The sequence below is a fragment of the Bradyrhizobium sp. JHI2711 genome (genome assembly GCF_056156565.1).
The window spans coordinates 401,717-415,733 of sequence record NZ_JBPZPT010000004.1; the positions used below are offsets into that span (position 1 = coordinate 401,717).

At 59.7% G+C, this 14,017-nt stretch carries 14 protein-coding genes; 12 read left to right on the top strand and 2 right to left on the bottom strand.

Going from position 1 to position 14,017, the window contains the following annotated elements; translation table 11 throughout:
* Positions 1-136: 136 nt before the first annotated feature.
* Positions 137-373 (bottom strand): hypothetical protein, encoded by a 237-nt coding sequence (locus ACTEK7_RS29320; protein ID WP_109142896.1) that lies wholly within the window; start codon positions 371-373, stop codon positions 137-139.
* A 981-nt stretch (positions 374-1,354) separates the two neighbouring features.
* Positions 1,355-1,696: an H-NS histone family protein gene (locus ACTEK7_RS29325; RefSeq protein ID WP_074448231.1), complete on the bottom strand. Its 342-nt coding sequence runs from the start codon at positions 1,694-1,696 to the stop codon at positions 1,355-1,357.
* 472 nt (positions 1,697-2,168) lie between these two features.
* Between ACTEK7_RS29325 and ACTEK7_RS29330 the strand changes: the two genes are divergently transcribed.
* The 12 genes from ACTEK7_RS29330 to ACTEK7_RS29385 all read left to right on the top strand — a co-directional run bounded on the left by ACTEK7_RS29330 (position 2,169) and on the right by ACTEK7_RS29385 (position 13,786).
* On the top strand, positions 2,169-2,888 hold the full coding sequence (locus tag ACTEK7_RS29330; protein ID WP_109145688.1) for a hypothetical protein: 720 nt from the start codon (positions 2,169-2,171) through the stop codon (positions 2,886-2,888).
* Positions 2,889-4,607: 1,719 nt separating this feature from the next.
* Positions 4,608-4,817 (top strand): hypothetical protein, encoded by a 210-nt coding sequence (locus tag ACTEK7_RS29335; protein ID WP_036008144.1) that lies wholly within the window; start codon positions 4,608-4,610, stop codon positions 4,815-4,817.
* Between the two features lie 104 nt (positions 4,818-4,921).
* A complete protein-coding gene (locus ACTEK7_RS29340; protein ID WP_225148549.1) occupies positions 4,922-5,428 on the top strand; it encodes an A24 family peptidase in 507 nt (168 codons plus the stop codon).
* A gap of 1 nt (position 5,429) precedes the next feature.
* Entirely contained in the window at positions 5,430-6,398 is a 969-nt protein-coding gene (gene cpaB / locus ACTEK7_RS29345; protein ID WP_192893116.1) for a Flp pilus assembly protein CpaB, read from the top strand.
* Positions 6,398-7,600 (top strand): CpaE/TadZ family protein, encoded by a 1,203-nt coding sequence (locus ACTEK7_RS29350; RefSeq protein WP_225148548.1) that lies wholly within the window; start codon positions 6,398-6,400, stop codon positions 7,598-7,600. Before cpaB ends, ACTEK7_RS29350 begins: the two co-directional genes overlap by 1 nt.
* Complete coding sequence (locus tag ACTEK7_RS29355) at positions 7,597-8,979, top strand: TadA family conjugal transfer-associated ATPase (RefSeq protein WP_036008135.1); 1,383 nt, start codon at positions 7,597-7,599, stop codon at positions 8,977-8,979. The genes ACTEK7_RS29350 and ACTEK7_RS29355 overlap by 4 nt, the downstream gene beginning before the upstream one ends.
* On the top strand, positions 8,976-9,908 hold the full coding sequence (locus tag ACTEK7_RS29360; protein WP_192893117.1) for a type II secretion system F family protein: 933 nt from the start codon (positions 8,976-8,978) through the stop codon (positions 9,906-9,908). Before ACTEK7_RS29355 ends, ACTEK7_RS29360 begins: the two co-directional genes overlap by 4 nt.
* A complete protein-coding gene (locus tag ACTEK7_RS29365; protein ID WP_036008129.1) occupies positions 9,905-10,813 on the top strand; it encodes a type II secretion system F family protein in 909 nt (302 codons plus the stop codon). The genes ACTEK7_RS29360 and ACTEK7_RS29365 overlap by 4 nt, the downstream gene beginning before the upstream one ends.
* Positions 10,814-10,860: 47 nt before the next feature.
* Positions 10,861-11,463 carry a methyltransferase family protein gene (locus tag ACTEK7_RS29370; protein ID WP_225143698.1) on the top strand — a complete coding sequence of 201 codons (603 nt, stop codon included), beginning with the start codon at positions 10,861-10,863 and terminating at the stop codon, positions 11,461-11,463.
* 30 nt (positions 11,464-11,493) lie between these two features.
* Entirely contained in the window at positions 11,494-11,988 is a 495-nt protein-coding gene (locus ACTEK7_RS29375; protein WP_225127712.1) for a hypothetical protein, read from the top strand.
* Positions 11,989-11,996: 8 nt separating this feature from the next.
* Positions 11,997-13,370 (top strand): pilus assembly protein TadG-related protein, encoded by a 1,374-nt coding sequence (locus ACTEK7_RS29380; RefSeq protein WP_225148547.1) that lies wholly within the window; start codon positions 11,997-11,999, stop codon positions 13,368-13,370.
* Positions 13,370-13,786 (top strand): TadE family protein, encoded by a 417-nt coding sequence (locus ACTEK7_RS29385; protein ID WP_225127708.1) that lies wholly within the window; start codon positions 13,370-13,372, stop codon positions 13,784-13,786. The genes ACTEK7_RS29380 and ACTEK7_RS29385 overlap by 1 nt, the downstream gene beginning before the upstream one ends.
* The last annotated feature ends 231 nt before the right edge of the window (positions 13,787-14,017 follow it).

Consider the following 14,017-nt stretch of genomic DNA (forward strand, 5'->3'; position numbering starts at 1 on the left):
GCAGAACCAGAATGTTCCGGATCTGGGCCCGCGAAGCGCAATGGGCAGTTCGATGCGGCGGCCAGCGATCGCTGGCGGGGTCATGCGCAAAGATCCGTTATGCACGCACGATCTAGCCGGCTTAACCTCTTTCGCGTCAGCCGCGCTTTCGCTGAGAGGGTAACGTAAATTCCACGACCTCGTGCTTGTCGCACGGATCAGGTGGCTGATTTTTCTTCACGATCAGCTCGAGCTCGAGAGCCTCGAAGGCGAGCTCATCCGCCAAGCGCTTGAACAGCTCGCGCTTCTCTATGTCCGTCGCCCGCTGACTCATCAGCGTAAATTCTCTGGCGTCAGCGCGGACCTTTTCCAAACGTCCTCGGAGGTCCTTCATGTGTGCCGGCGTAGCTTTTAATATTATCCTCGGCCCGAACAATCAGTTTGCTTGTTCGGATTCACCGGGAGTCAACTGCCGAAACTCGATACTGGTTCGATGCGGACCGCCAAATTCGTCGCTCATCGTGCTGCGATATTTGGCCATGCTCCATGACCCGGCCCCTGTTCAGGGACTGCGGGCTGAGGTCGGCCGTCCTGGCTGATGAGCTATCTCTGTCCGGCTCTCGCCCGATGATGCACAGAACGGGCATACCTGAAGGGGCATGAATGTTCGAAAGCGCACAGACGCGAGTGTTGCGCCCGACTAGGCTGCGAGCGATCCTGGGCGTTCGCGAAGCGCTCAGGGCCCGATGGCATCGGCGGATGCCAAATGTGCCGGCTGCAGCGAGGCGGTTCCGTCCGCGAACGCAGTGTTGCCGGCTGCGTGCCGGGCATGAGGCAGGAATAAGCCCGGCAGATTAGATCAACAATGGTCGTTCTCGTGCGTAGTGTCCTTCTCATAGTGGGAATATGGCTGCTGGTGAACGTTCTGTTCGTTGTAGCTGTCCTGCCCTCGCGCAGACCGGCACCTACTCGGCACGCAGCAATTCCATCTCCGGCGACGATCAACACGACGGCCGGTCGCTGATGGTCGCGAACCACCACTCCTGCAGCGCGGGATGACTCCAGTTGCAATCAGAGTTCTTTTCGTCGTCCTCCTCCTTCCAGCCCTTCGAGCGTGGAATGCGGTTAGGCGGCACTTCAGAGAGCATCACGACTAGAGTCGGGCCATCGTGCGCTTGAGTTCTCGTCGATGTCTTCACTGCGCCGCGGGCCCCCCGAGCGATTCAGCGAGACCGTCAGCCGGATCGCAAGTGCGGTCGCTACGGCCAATGGCTCCAACCATAGTCATGACCCGCGTTAAAACGATAATGTGAAAATCTCAGATCGGGAAACAGCCGGCGCCAGCATTCCCAACCCAAAATGCCGCAATCGGCGCTCAATTTGTCTGGCGCTTTTGAGCTGAAGCCTGATCGATCAGGAAATCGTCCAAGTCTCGGCCGCTTCGAAGCTGCGGCCGCAGCCATCGCGGCTGCCTGCCACGACCCGACCATGTCTCCGCTGGGTTCTTCGGATTGCGATATTTGGGACGGACGGGCGGATATGGACGACGGCGCTTGTAATTGAGCCGTGTGACCTCGCTGGCCAGTCTAATGCTGCGCAGCCTTTCCTCCAAACGTGCTTTTTGCACCAACATTTTCTGAGTGAGTTTGGCGGCGACCTCTTGGTGAAGGGTCCAGAGCTCGTCAACGGAGAGCGAATTAAAATGCGCGGTGTTCATGGCTCCAATCCGAATCTTGGGCAGAAGGCCCGGGCACACAAGTCGGGAATCAGGGAGCAGGCAAGCCGCCAGTTAAATATTGATCGCACAATCCACATTTAAATCCGCTAGGTGGCAGGGAGAAAGGCGCGACGATGGCAATATCGCGATGGAGTATTTAATTCGTAGCGGGGGTGTCCACGTATCGCGACATCCACGAACTCATCCCTCGGCAAGTTTTGCTTTGGTGTTCGGGAACGGGCGCAACTATCGCAATCGACCGGGCGGCTACGCCGCGGATCGAGGCCCGGCGCAACTCAGATGACCGATGAATCCATCGGCCTATCCTTGTTGCAGGCATCCCTGGAGTGCTGGACCGGCATATAAATTAGGTGGCCAAGAATACCATTAATTCATCGCGTTGCCCGATTTAAGCCGCATGGGGGCCGTTGTCGCCGCTAAGGCTCAAGCGGGGCGCACCCGGGAGTTTCCGATGTCCGGACATTTGCGATTGTACTTCGCCAGTTTGCTCCTTGTCGGAGGTTTTTCGGCGACGCCTGCGTCTTCCAATCCTCTAACCGACTTCTTCAATACTGCTACGTCCCAACCCACGGTAACCACCCCTCCGCCGCAAGCCGAATGCGCGCCGCGTCCCGGTACCTCGACCAGTGGCGGACAGCATTGGGTCTACCGAACGGACGGTCGTCGCAGATGCTGGTTCCTGGCCGAGGGCATCGCGACGGTGAAGAAACCCATTCGGGCTCCCGCGGCCAAAGACCGTAGCGCCAGTTTCGACGAGAACCGGACCACGCAGACCACGCGGAGCGTGATCGTTGATGCGCGTGCGGAGTTGCTGCGCTCTGCACCGCCCGAACAATCCCAGACGCCTGTAACGGAAATGCAGGTAGCAGATGCCACTTCCGATCTCGGCACGGGTGCTACCCTGATGTCGGCGGCTCCCGTCGGAGATATTCCCCGCAACCAGCTCAAGCGCGAACACTCCGTGCCGGATCAAGTCAACGTTGGGCAGTTTCTCGCCGCCGCGCCTGCCGACCCATCTCAAGATATGCCGCTGGGCCCGCGCACTGCAGAGGGGCACGACGAAGCGCGCAGCTGGACGGGCTGGCTCGGTGGGCTGCTGATGACGCTTGGTGGCCTCTCGCTCTTAAGCTCGAGCCACACGCTTCGGCACGCAGTGAGACTACGCCACTGAGGTGGCGACATACGAGGTACTGCCGCCGCGCGACCGACGGATTGAACGAGCAGGTATCGCCGAACTGACACACGTACAATGGTTCCGTTGCATCGCACTTAGTTTGGCGCTGCCTTAACCGGACATTCGGGTACGATGATCGTCACCTTTTTGGATCGGACGGCATCATGCGGTATAAGGTTTTCGTGGTGGACGGCAGCCGGCAAGTGATCTGCACTGCAAAGCTCGACTGTATTGACGAGCAGGCGGCGAGACGCCGAGCCGAGCAAATGCATGACGAGCACGACGTTGAGCTTTGGGAAGGCGATCGGCTCGTTGCGGTGTTCCGAAGTGCAACGTCGAATGAAAGTCGGAGCTAACGCCCGACCCTGAATGGGCGGCCGGTCTCGCCGCCGAGTTCGTTCAAGTGTTGTGAGGCACCCCGGCCTGGCTGGTTGGCGACGCGTCGTAGCGACGTCATCGCCGAGGCTCGCTAGGCGCAGATGAAAGCCGCCCAGTCCTCTTTCAAGGTAGCGGTGGACGCGAGGAACGCGGGCAATCCGTGCATCAAATCGCGCGAGTGAGCCGGGTCATCCTTCGGATCCGGCGGGTCTCTAAACGGCTCTAGCTCTGCCGCTCGCTTTGGTACGCCGCCTTCTGCCGATTGGTTTTGTTTCTAGATGTCGGAGCTTACTTCGAAGTTTCTCCACCTCTCTGAGCTCCTCCAGAAGCGCCTGGTGCCGTTCGCTCAGAACAGCACTAGAGGAAATTTGACGCATACTCATCACATGCCTCAGAAAAGAACTTAACTAGGAAGTCGACGAAAACGGAAGACAAAGAACGCCCGACTGAAGCTCAATGAGCTAAGGCCGCGGCGGCCAGATGCTCCCAGTACTCTGCCTCTGCAAGCAATTTCCAGCTTCGCGCAGGTTGGAGTACGGCAGTCTGACGGCAGAGCAAGGCCATTGCGCGAAAGCGGCGGGCAGCTTCCATTCCAACCTCCCATGTTTTCTTTTCCCCAACATATTTTTTAATTTTGTGATGGAGTCATCATGATTATATACGATAATAAAATAATCGGTTTTTTTGCTTTTCTCCGCACCCAGGGCAGATGCGCCGGCTACCGAGCCCGTAACAATGATGACGGGTCCTGGCTGCGCGCTACGCTCTAGAGCGTACCACCATCCCGCGATGGTCCGCCTCGCAAGGTGGGGTCCAGGAGCCTCTATGATTGCGGCACACCGGTGCAACTGACGGGAATCATGCGGCTACAGGCAGCGATCAGTGCGATCGGAATTTTTTAAGGGATCACCTCACCCGTCGTGACAGATGTGCTGCGTCGCGCCTTCGCACGTCGCGAAATTTGCTCCATGTGCGCGGGCCAGGGGCGCAGCATCCGGTCGATTATATCGCCCTCACATGATTACCTATTAATCTTATTATAGCGCTGCTCATCCGTAATAATCCGGTGATTGCTTACCGACTCCAGCCAGCGCTCTGCCCAGGATCCGATTGTTGGTTCGGCTATCGTATTTGATTTACGGCGCTTTTGTCGATTCTGAGATTGTTGTGACGGCTCGCTTCGCAGTGCGTCGATTTAAAATCGGAATTATATATTAAATGTTGACGCTAATAAGTATTTAATGAATAGTTTGTCGCTGGCGGGGCCGGAGATAAATCCGCAGCCGCTGAAGTTGCCAAGGTGTCTGAAAAATCCATCTTGAAAGAAGGGATTCCTCTATGTTGCATCATTTCATCGAGACCAAGGAAGCGTTGAAGCGTCTGCGGACGGACCAGGACGGCGTGGTGTCATTCGAGTACATCATCGTCGCGGTTTGCATCATCGGCGCAGTGTCAGCTGTGTTCGGCGTTGGTGCCGGCGGTGCGATCGGAACCGCGCTGACAGGCGGGATCACCGCGATCACCACCGCTTTTACTGCGGCGGTCTGATACGGCCGTCCGGCCAGAGGGGGGCATCGGAATGTGTCCCCCTCCGAATGTTATTTCTCTCCATTCTTATTGTTGCTGTGCCTTCCCACCACCCTGAGGCATGCATGAGCTGGGTTTCTTCCATCGTCTCGATACTGGAAATCTCCTTGTTGCTGTATGTCGCAACGCTCGACGTCGCGACCCGCACGATCCGAAATGACGTCTGTCTCTTGCTGGCGCTGCTCGGGATCGCCCGTCAGCTTGCCAGCCCAATGCAATTTGCCGAATCCCTCATCGCCGCGGCGCTCCTGTTCCTGCTGCTGCTCGCGCTCTACCAGCGTGGCGGGATTGGCGGAGGCGACGTCAAGTTACTGGTAGCTTTGGCCATTGGCCTGCCGCCGACGGGCTTGATTGAGTTGCTGGCGGTAACCGCGCTGGCCGGGGGCGTTCTTGCCCTGGTGCATCTGGTGATGCGCGTCCTGCCATATCCGAAATTGGCGCCGGTCGGTTCGTCGCTCGCACGGCGCGTCTACGCGATCGAGCGCTGGCGCCACGTGCGACACGCGCCCCTGCCTTACGGGGTGGCCATAGCGTGCGGTGGCATCTGGACCATCTCGAGCAGAGGATTTTGACATGTCATCCACGTTGCGCCTCTCGATCATCCTGGTGCTCTTGCTTGCAACCACCGCATTCGGGCTGATCGCCTACAACATGAACCTGCCGAAACAGGTTCCGGTAACGGTTACGGCGCAAGGGCCGGCGCCTCCTTCGACTGTCGGGTATTTTGTCGCGGCACGTCCGCTGTCGAAAGGTACATTGGCCCGCGAAGAAGATTTCGCCGTGCGCTCGGTGTCGCCTGAACGCCTTCCCGCAGGGGCGATCCTGGAAACACCGGACTCGAAGGCCGGACTTCCCGGCTCTCTGGTCCGCAAATTCGTCGACGCTGGCAGTCCCATCACCTTGCAGGACGTATTGCGACCTCGGGATCGTGGCTTCCTGGCCAGCGTCCTGGCACCGGATAGCCGTGCGATCAGCATCAAGGTGGACGAGGAGTCTGGCGTGTCGGGGCTGATCAGGCCGGGTGATCATGTTGATGTCTTGTTGACCCAGGTGTTCGAGAAGGCAGATCCCGCGCGCCGGGCCCTGAGCGAGACCGTTCTAGGAAACGTTCGAGTCATCGCGATTGACCAGGAAATCATGCAGGGTGGCCGAACCGTAAGCTCGGTAGCCGGCTCGGTGGCCGGCAAGCAAGCGCAGACTGTGTCGTTGGAGCTTGCCCCGGACCAGGTCAAGAAGATCACGGTCGCAAGGCAGCTCGGAACGCTTTCCCTGGCGGTGCGGGCCGCAGTCGAGCAGTGGGATACGGCGGACACTGGCGCCATGTCCAGCTGCGATGTGTCGCCGGAAATCGCCCGCCAAAATGCGATTGCTGGCCGGACTGCAGCGGTCGTTGTTCATTCCGGTGGTCAGATAAAGCAATACTCGGTCAGGAAACAGGAATCTGCCGATGGCGACGTTCCGATCAACTGCGACGGGTCGGAAGTGTCCCGCCGCGGGGCGACGATGGTGGTTCAGGCAGGCAAGTTGCTGGAGAAACGTTGATGAGCGTTAACATAGCGGCCCTCAGCACGCCTGAAGAAGCGACGTCTGTTGTCGCCCGCAATCGAATCGTCTGCTTCGTCAATGACGAATTGAGTGCCGCGGCTCTGCGCAAGGGCCTTGAAGGCAGCAATATTTCGATCAAGCGGGGCACGATCCGCAATGCCATACGGATGCTCGAAACGGACACCGAACTATTCGCCCTGGTGACGGACATCAGTGGTATCGATGATCCATTTGCCGAACTGGAGCGGCTGGCCGGCGTCTGTCCGCCCGATGTCCGGGTGGCTCTGATCGGTGAAAGCAGGGAGATCACCTTCTATCGCGCGCTTATGGAGCTCGGCTTGACCGAGTACCTGCCGAGACCGATCACGCGGGACATGGTGCTGGACCAGCTGCGCCCAAAGCTGCTTGGCGATCGTGCGCCGGCGCCGACCGACCGAGGCGGCCATGTGATCTCGATCTGCGGTGCGCAGGGCGGTGCCGGCGCAACGAGCATCGCCATCAATCTCGCGCTGCAACTGGCCGAGACCACCAAGGCCAAGGTCGCGCTGCTCGATCTTCATCTTCAAGGCGGCGAAACAGCCGTGATGCTGGGTGTTCAGCCCGGACCAGGCCTGCGCATCGCCCTGGAGAACCCGATGCGGGCGGACACGTTGTTCCTCGAGCGCGCCGCAATCGCAGTCAACGAGCGAGTCAGCCTGATTTCCGCCGATGAGGAACTGGACGCTCAGCTCGACATCACCGAAGCGGGCGTGAGGCACGTCCTTGGCCTGCTCCGCCAACGATTCAACTACATCGTTGTCGATGTCCCGGTCCCGTTTCCGTCATCCATCCATCCGGTGATCTCTCTTTCCCGGCACGTGCTGGTGCTGCTGGAGGCGGAGGTGACCGGACTTCGCAATGCCCACGCACTACGGACCGCCGTCACCAACATTGCCGGCAGGGATCGGGTCTTCACCTTGCTGAACCGTGCCAATCGCCCGGGCGGCCTTCCCAGGGCCGCGGTCGTCAAGGCGTTGGGGACAGAGCCTGACATGGTCGTACCCGATCTCGGGAAGGGCATGACCCAGGCGGTCAATCTCGGAATTCCCGCTCTGAAGCACGTATCTGCACTGCGACGCCATCTCGCGCCGATCGTACGGGAGATCACGGGGCTTGGCGCCGAGCAGAAGGGACGGCTGAGGAGGCTGCTGGGGCTATGAGAAAGTTTGGTAGGCGCGACGAGGAAACGCCGGTTCGCTTGCCTGCATCGACGCCGAGCTTGGCTGCAACGACGCCAAGCGTGCCTGCATCAACCTCAAGGCGCGACGAGGCTTCGATTGACCGGCCGGTGATGCCAGCTTCGCTGCGCGAACGCGTCATTGAGCAGATTGAGCCATCGGTGGCCGCAACTGTTTCGCGTGACGTCCTTCGGCGCCAGATCGAGGAAATCATCCATGGCATCGCCAATGAGGAACGGCTCGAACTGTCGGGTCGCGAGCAGCTTCAACTGGCGGACGAGATTGCCGACGACATGACCGGCTATGGGCCGCTGCGTCCGCTTCTGCTCGATCAATCGATCAACGACATCATGATCAACGGGCCGAGCAACGTTTATGTCGAACGAGCCGGCAAGCTGGAGCGGATCGCGGTGCGCTTCCGCGACAATGATCACATCGCATCGGTGGCCCAGAAAATTGCCGCGCAAGTTGGACGGCGCATCGACGAATCCAGTCCGATGGTGGATTGCCGCTTGTCCGACGGCAGCCGCGTCAACATCATCTTCCCGCCGCTGGCGATCCACAGCCCCTGCATCTCGATTAGAAAGTTTCCGAGCCGCCGCCTGGATATCGCCGCACTGATCGAAAACGGCTCGATGACCGCAGCCGTCGGACAATTGCTGGAGATTGCCGCCCGGTGTCGGCTCAATGTCCTGGTCTCCGGCGGCACCGGGTCCGGCAAGACGACGCTGCTCAACGCCATGAGCCAGTTCATCGATCACAGCGAACGCGTCGTCACCATCGAGGATGCGGCGGAGTTGCAGCTCCAGCAGCCGCACGTGATCAGCCTGGAGACCCGGCCTCCCAGCCTTGAAGGCACGGGGCAGGTGACACAGCGCGATCTGTTGTGGAATGCGCTGCGCATGCGTCCTGACCGGATCGTCGTGGGCGAGGTGCGCGGCGCCGAAGCGTTTGACATGCTGCAGGCGATGAACACCGGCCATGATGGTTCGATCTCCACGGTCCATGCCAATAGTGCTCGCGACGCCCTGACCCGCATCGAGAACATGGTGCAGATGGGGCAGGTGAATCTGCCGTCGCGAGCCATTCGAACTCAGATCGTCGCTGCACTGGATCTCATCGTGCAAGTCGAACGCATGCGCGATGGGCAACGTCGCATTATCCAGATCAGCGAGGTGATGGGCCTGGAATCGGATGTGATCACCACCAATGACATCGCAACATTCGAATACCAGGAGGAGGACGACAATGGGCGGATCTCGGGCACTTACCGGGCCACCCTTGCAGTCCCGAAATTCAAGAGCCGTCTCGTCTATTTCGGGCTCGATCGCGCCTGGGCCGAGGCAGTGAGGCAGATATGATACCTGAGGCCGTGATCGTCGCTGTTCTGGTGCTCGCGATGTGCGCAGCCGTCGGCTCGTTATGGCTCGACGGCCGGGAGCGACGCATGGACCGCCGGCTGGCGGTCGCTCTACCGGCCTCCCATCCGGCCAGCCTGCCATCCATTCGCCGGGCGGAGACCGGCTCCCGATATCTGCTTCTCCACCGTTTGGCCAATTACAGGCCCGAGATGGTTCACGCCTGGCATCCGGCGTATGTGCTGCTTGCTGCCGCTATCGCCGTAGCAGCGATCTTCTACGCTAATCGCCTGCTGGGATTTTCCGTTTTCTACGTGTCTGTCGCGGCTGCGGTTGCCGCCGTGGTAGTCGTGCGAGGTCTGTTTGGCTGGCAGCAACGTCGGTTCGCCAGTCAACTTTTCCGGCAGCTGCCTGACGCCATTCAGCTGGTGACGAGTACGGTTCGATCGGGTCTGCCTGTGCACGAAGCATTTCGCACCATCGCGCGCGAAATGCCGCAACCGACGTCTGGACAATTTGCAATCGTGTGCAGCGAAATGAATCTGGGAAGACCTCCGGAGGAAGCCGTCGAAGGCGTCTATCGGCGAACGCAAGTGGCAGAGTATGCGATGTTTGCGGTGACACTTGCGGTTCAATTGAAGTCCGGCGGCAGCTTGGCCGAGACCTTGCAGACGCTGGGCGACACGGTGAGTCAGCGTGTTGCGCTCGCTGCTCGCGCCAAGGCGCTGGCGGGAGAAGTGATCTTTTCCTCGCGAGCACTCACGATCTCGCCCCTGATTGCCGGAGCATTGCTATACGCGGCCAATCCGCAGAACGTCGATCTGCTGTTCACTGACCCGACCGGAAACAAGCTTCTGGCTTACGCGGTAGTCTCGGTGCTCATCGGGCATCTGGTGATAAGTTGGATGGTCAGGCGGGAAACAGAACTATGACTTTTGGTCTCGGGCTGGCGGCCCTCGCAGTCGTAGCTGGAACGGCGGCCTTCATGTTGATCATCCGCGAACTACACGTCCGTGCATTGGACACGCGGGTCTCAAACGCCGTGATGGGTATCCCTTACCGTTCAGCCCCCTTCAAAGACCTGACCGGTTGGTTCTCGTGGCTGGGCATGCGCTATCGGCGCTTCTACGCCGAGGAGAATCTGGAGGAGCTACGAACGGTCCTCCACTCATCTGGATTCAATCATCATAGAACCTTGCCGATCTGGATCGGCATCAAGATCGTCAGCATGTTCGCGCTGCCGGTCATTGCGCTGCTTCTGGCGCAACTTTCGGGAAGGAGACCTGCCGACGTGCTGGTCTTCACGCTGATGGGTGTGGTGATCGGAATCTTGGGTCCGCGATTGGCTCTGTCGGTGATGAAGCGGCGCTTTGATGCTGCCATTCGGCTGGGCACGCCGGATATGATCGATTTGCTGATCGTGTGCAGCGAGGCGGGAATGGGCCTGGAAAGCGGGCTGGGGCGTGTCGCCGAAGAAATGAAGTCGACCAATCCTGCCATGGCCTGGGTGCTGCACCGACTCCTTGATGATCTCCGGATACTGCCAAGCCGCGTCGAAGCATTCGAGAATTTGGCGGTCACTTCGGATGGTCTTCGCCGGTTCGGCACGATGATCAGCCAGAGCTTGCAGTACGGAACGCCGTTGGGCCAGGCGCTGCGCAGTATCGCGCTCGACCTGCGGCGGGAACGCATCACCAAGCTGGAAGAAAGGGCGCACAAGTTGGGCGCCAAGCTGACCATTCCGATGGTGCTGTTCCTGCTCCCAGCCATGTTCGTCATCATGGGGGGAAGTCCCGTTCTTCACCTCGTGCGTTCGTTCGCCAGCTTCGGAAAGTAGCCATGAGCACAATTGCCCTCTCCAAGAGCGGATCTTACGACCGGATCATGCGGCTGCTTGGCAGCTTGTGGTTCTTGTTGCTGGCTCTTTGCGTCGCCGTCAGGATTGGGGCGTCGCTGCACGATCCGTGGCCCTCGCTCTTGTCGAGCTTTTGCCTCGGCATCTTCTACATGCTCCTGGCGCTGTTGATCATGACGCGCTCACCGGCAAAGGCGCATGCCGATGGCCTGCTTCCAAGAATAGCTGCCTTCGTCGGCAGCTATCTGCCGTGGTCGATCAGCTTCCTCGGCAAAACCGACGACACGCTGCCCAACCTGGCATCGACGGCTTGCGTGCTGGTCGGCACGATCATGATGCTCGTCACCATCCGACATCTGGGTCGGTCGTTCAGCCTGGTGCCGCAGGCGCGCTCGGTGGTCCAGACCGGACCCTATCGATGGATCAAGCACCCGCTCTATGTCGCCGAAGAAATCGTGGTGCTGGGCGTCGTGCTGCAATACCTGACACCGGTCACGGTGATGGTCCTGGTTCTGCATATAGGCATTCAGGTCTGCCGAATCCTTTACGAAGAAGACCTGCTTCGGCGCAATTGCCCCGAGTATTCGAGTTACGAAGCATCACGTTGGCGAGTGATTCCTTACGTTTGGTGAGCGGCTATGCGTGGCCGGATTGTGGTGGACATGGTTCAGATCGCTGCGGCTCGGGTGACGCGATCGCACGTGGCAAGTCCCCGTGGTGGCAGGCGCGCGTATCGTAAAGGGTCCTTCGTCGCCGATCAGCGCGGCGCCGTCGCGTTTGAGACAGTCATCGTTTACATTTTCATGGTGTCGTTCCTGCTGATGCCGCTTGCCGACGTCGCTGCCGCGGGCTTCCGGTTTATCTCTGCGTGGTCGGCCTTGCGCTCATTCGGACAATACATTCAATACAAGACTCCGCCCGACCCGGCGAACCCGGGGACCTGGGTGTCGACGCTGCAGACAACGGTCGCCGGGCATACCATCGGCAACATCCAGGTCATGTGCGGAAGCACAGCCTGCAACTCCGGCAACCTTGGTTTGACTCCCAAGTACTTTACGTTTTCGACGACCGTCACTTTGGCCCCGATTGTGTTGACGTCGGTGCTGTGCCCCAGCAGTTGCACGTACACGCTGCCTTACTCCGAACGTTTCCAGTAGGTGTTCTCATGCGCAGTCTGCTCCGTTCCAGACGAGGCTCGGCCGCATTCGCAACAGTCATCGTGCTGATTCCGCTCATCGGCGTGGTCGCACTCGGGGCCGAGGCGGGATCGTGGTACGTCACCAGGCAGCACGCGCAGAATGCCGCCGATGCAGCGGCCTACTCGGGCGCCCTGCGACTTGCATGCGACAATGCTGGTGTGCTCTGCGATACATCAGTGGATTATCAAGCAAAGGAATTCGCGGCACAGAACGGGTTCTGCAACTCCGGTGACACGGCCTATCCGGGCACCAACTGTGCGACAAGCCTTCCAGCAGGAATCTCGCGGGCCGTGCAGATCGATATCGGCAGCTACAGTGCGGGTGCGTTCACAACGCCGCCCGCAGGAGGCGGCGGTAACGCCGTTCGCGCCATGGTCAGCCAGCAGCAGCCGGCCTACTTGTCGGCAGTGCTGGGTTTGACGACCGTCAACATCCCCGCCCAAGCCATCGCTCTGGTCGAACTGCCGAGCAAGGTGTGCGCCTTGGCGCTCGGACCTGATCCGAACGGCGGCGGAGGGGCGCTTAAGATTGCCGGTAACGTCAGCAACAACGGCATGGGTTGCCCGATAATGTCGGATGCCAGTGTTCAGTTTGCCAGCACTGCCTCTTTCACCGGTTCGGGATGGGCCGTCTTGGGTGTAACCGGCTGTAGTCCAGCCAGCACCTGCGCCAATCCCGGCGTCACGTACAACTACTTTATGCCGTACGCCAACAATCCGCTCAGCAAATTGGACAGCCAATCGTTCAACAGCTTGACCTCGAGCGGGAGGCCAAACGACTTGGCATGCAGCGGTACGTTGGTGCCCAATACCCCGCCGAGCAGCACTAACCTGTACCGCAACCTAGCGTGCACGACCGGGGACGCGGTAGATTTTAGTCCGGGCACGTACTTCTTCTACAATGGCACGATAAGATTCAATGGCGGAACCATCACTTGCAGTGCCTGTAGGCCCTGGCCACCGGCAGGCACGGGCGAAGGCGTCACTCTGGTATTACTCGGGGATTCGAGCATTTCCATCTCTGGCGGCGCCAGCGTTGAGCTGTCCGCTCCCTACACCAACACCTTCTCTTCCGATCTGAACGGCGTTCTGATTGATGATCAGGCGCCGAGCAAGAGCAGTAATAAAGTCAACATCACCGGCGGTACGGTAAGGCTGGGTGGTGCGATGTATTTCCCGCATGTCGACGTGACCTGGAACGGAGCGACACAAAGTACCAATACGACCTGTTCACAAGTGATCGCCCAGACACTCACCATGGGCGGTGGCGGCTTCCTGAGCACGGATGGATGTAATCCGGTCACCGTCCCTTACACCCAAGTTGTCCGCTTGGTGCAGTGATGAGAAAGCTCGATCAGCGGGGCATCGCATCGTTCGAGTTCATCCTCGCCTTTGTGTCCCTTTTTATGTTGATCTTCGCCATCTTCGATCTCGGACGCTATGCGATCACGATGCAGTCCTTGCGGACGCTCGCGAGCGCCGGGGCCCGAGCGGTCATGATCAACTGCTACACGCCTGCATTGCTTCAAAGCCCGCCTCAGTCGCCGTCAAGCTGCGCGGGCGATCCGATGTCCACGACCGCAAAGCAGACTGCCGCGCCGTTCCTGTATCGCGGCGGTCTCACGCCGACGCTGGGCGTGGCATCCAGCGGCAGCAACTTGACCGTGACCGCTTCTCAAGCCGGCTTCACCATGCTGATGCCGATATGGGGCACAGCACTCAATGCGCCGAGCGCGTCAACGCAGATTCCCTTTTAGGCAAAATATGGCAACGTGCCTTACCCATCTTGAGCGACATCGCCTCGGGTCGGCGCTCGAGCTGGACAAACCCCTCGGAATCGAACTGCGCCAAAGCAATCTGAGCCTGGCCAAGTGCCGTTTGGAGACGACGAGCCGACGCCGTTCGATCGTGAGCCACGACGGAATCTCGCGCAAACGTGGTCGTGCTGCAGCAGTTCTGAACGGAGCTGCAGAGAGAAATGATGCGCG

Bases quoted from the DNA above. Each gene is read 5' to 3' on its own strand.
- ACTEK7_RS29365 (WP_036008129.1), top strand. From the start codon at position 9,905: ATGACTTTTGGTCTCGGGCTGGCGGCCCTCGCAGTCGTAGCTGGAACG.
- ACTEK7_RS29380 (WP_225148547.1), top strand. From the start codon at position 11,997: ATGCGCAGTCTGCTCCGTTCCAGACGAGGCTCGGCCGCATTCGCAACA.
- ACTEK7_RS29370 (WP_225143698.1), top strand. From the start codon at position 10,861: ATGCGGCTGCTTGGCAGCTTGTGGTTCTTGTTGCTGGCTCTTTGCGTC.
- ACTEK7_RS29350 (WP_225148548.1), top strand. From the start codon at position 6,398: ATGAGCGTTAACATAGCGGCCCTCAGCACGCCTGAAGAAGCGACGTCT.
- ACTEK7_RS29375 (WP_225127712.1), top strand. From the start codon at position 11,494: ATGGTTCAGATCGCTGCGGCTCGGGTGACGCGATCGCACGTGGCAAGT.
- ACTEK7_RS29335 (WP_036008144.1), top strand. From the start codon at position 4,608: ATGTTGCATCATTTCATCGAGACCAAGGAAGCGTTGAAGCGTCTGCGG.
- ACTEK7_RS29385 (WP_225127708.1), top strand. From the start codon at position 13,370: ATGAGAAAGCTCGATCAGCGGGGCATCGCATCGTTCGAGTTCATCCTC.
- ACTEK7_RS29340 (WP_225148549.1), top strand. From the start codon at position 4,922: ATGAGCTGGGTTTCTTCCATCGTCTCGATACTGGAAATCTCCTTGTTG.
- ACTEK7_RS29330 (WP_109145688.1), top strand. From the start codon at position 2,169: ATGTCCGGACATTTGCGATTGTACTTCGCCAGTTTGCTCCTTGTCGGA.
- ACTEK7_RS29360 (WP_192893117.1), top strand. From the start codon at position 8,976: ATGATACCTGAGGCCGTGATCGTCGCTGTTCTGGTGCTCGCGATGTGC.
- ACTEK7_RS29325 (WP_074448231.1), bottom strand. From the start codon at position 1,696: ATGAACACCGCGCATTTTAATTCGCTCTCCGTTGACGAGCTCTGGACC.
- ACTEK7_RS29320 (WP_109142896.1), bottom strand. From the start codon at position 373: ATGAAGGACCTCCGAGGACGTTTGGAAAAGGTCCGCGCTGACGCCAGA.
- cpaB (WP_192893116.1), top strand. From the start codon at position 5,430: ATGTCATCCACGTTGCGCCTCTCGATCATCCTGGTGCTCTTGCTTGCA.
- ACTEK7_RS29355 (WP_036008135.1), top strand. From the start codon at position 7,597: ATGAGAAAGTTTGGTAGGCGCGACGAGGAAACGCCGGTTCGCTTGCCT.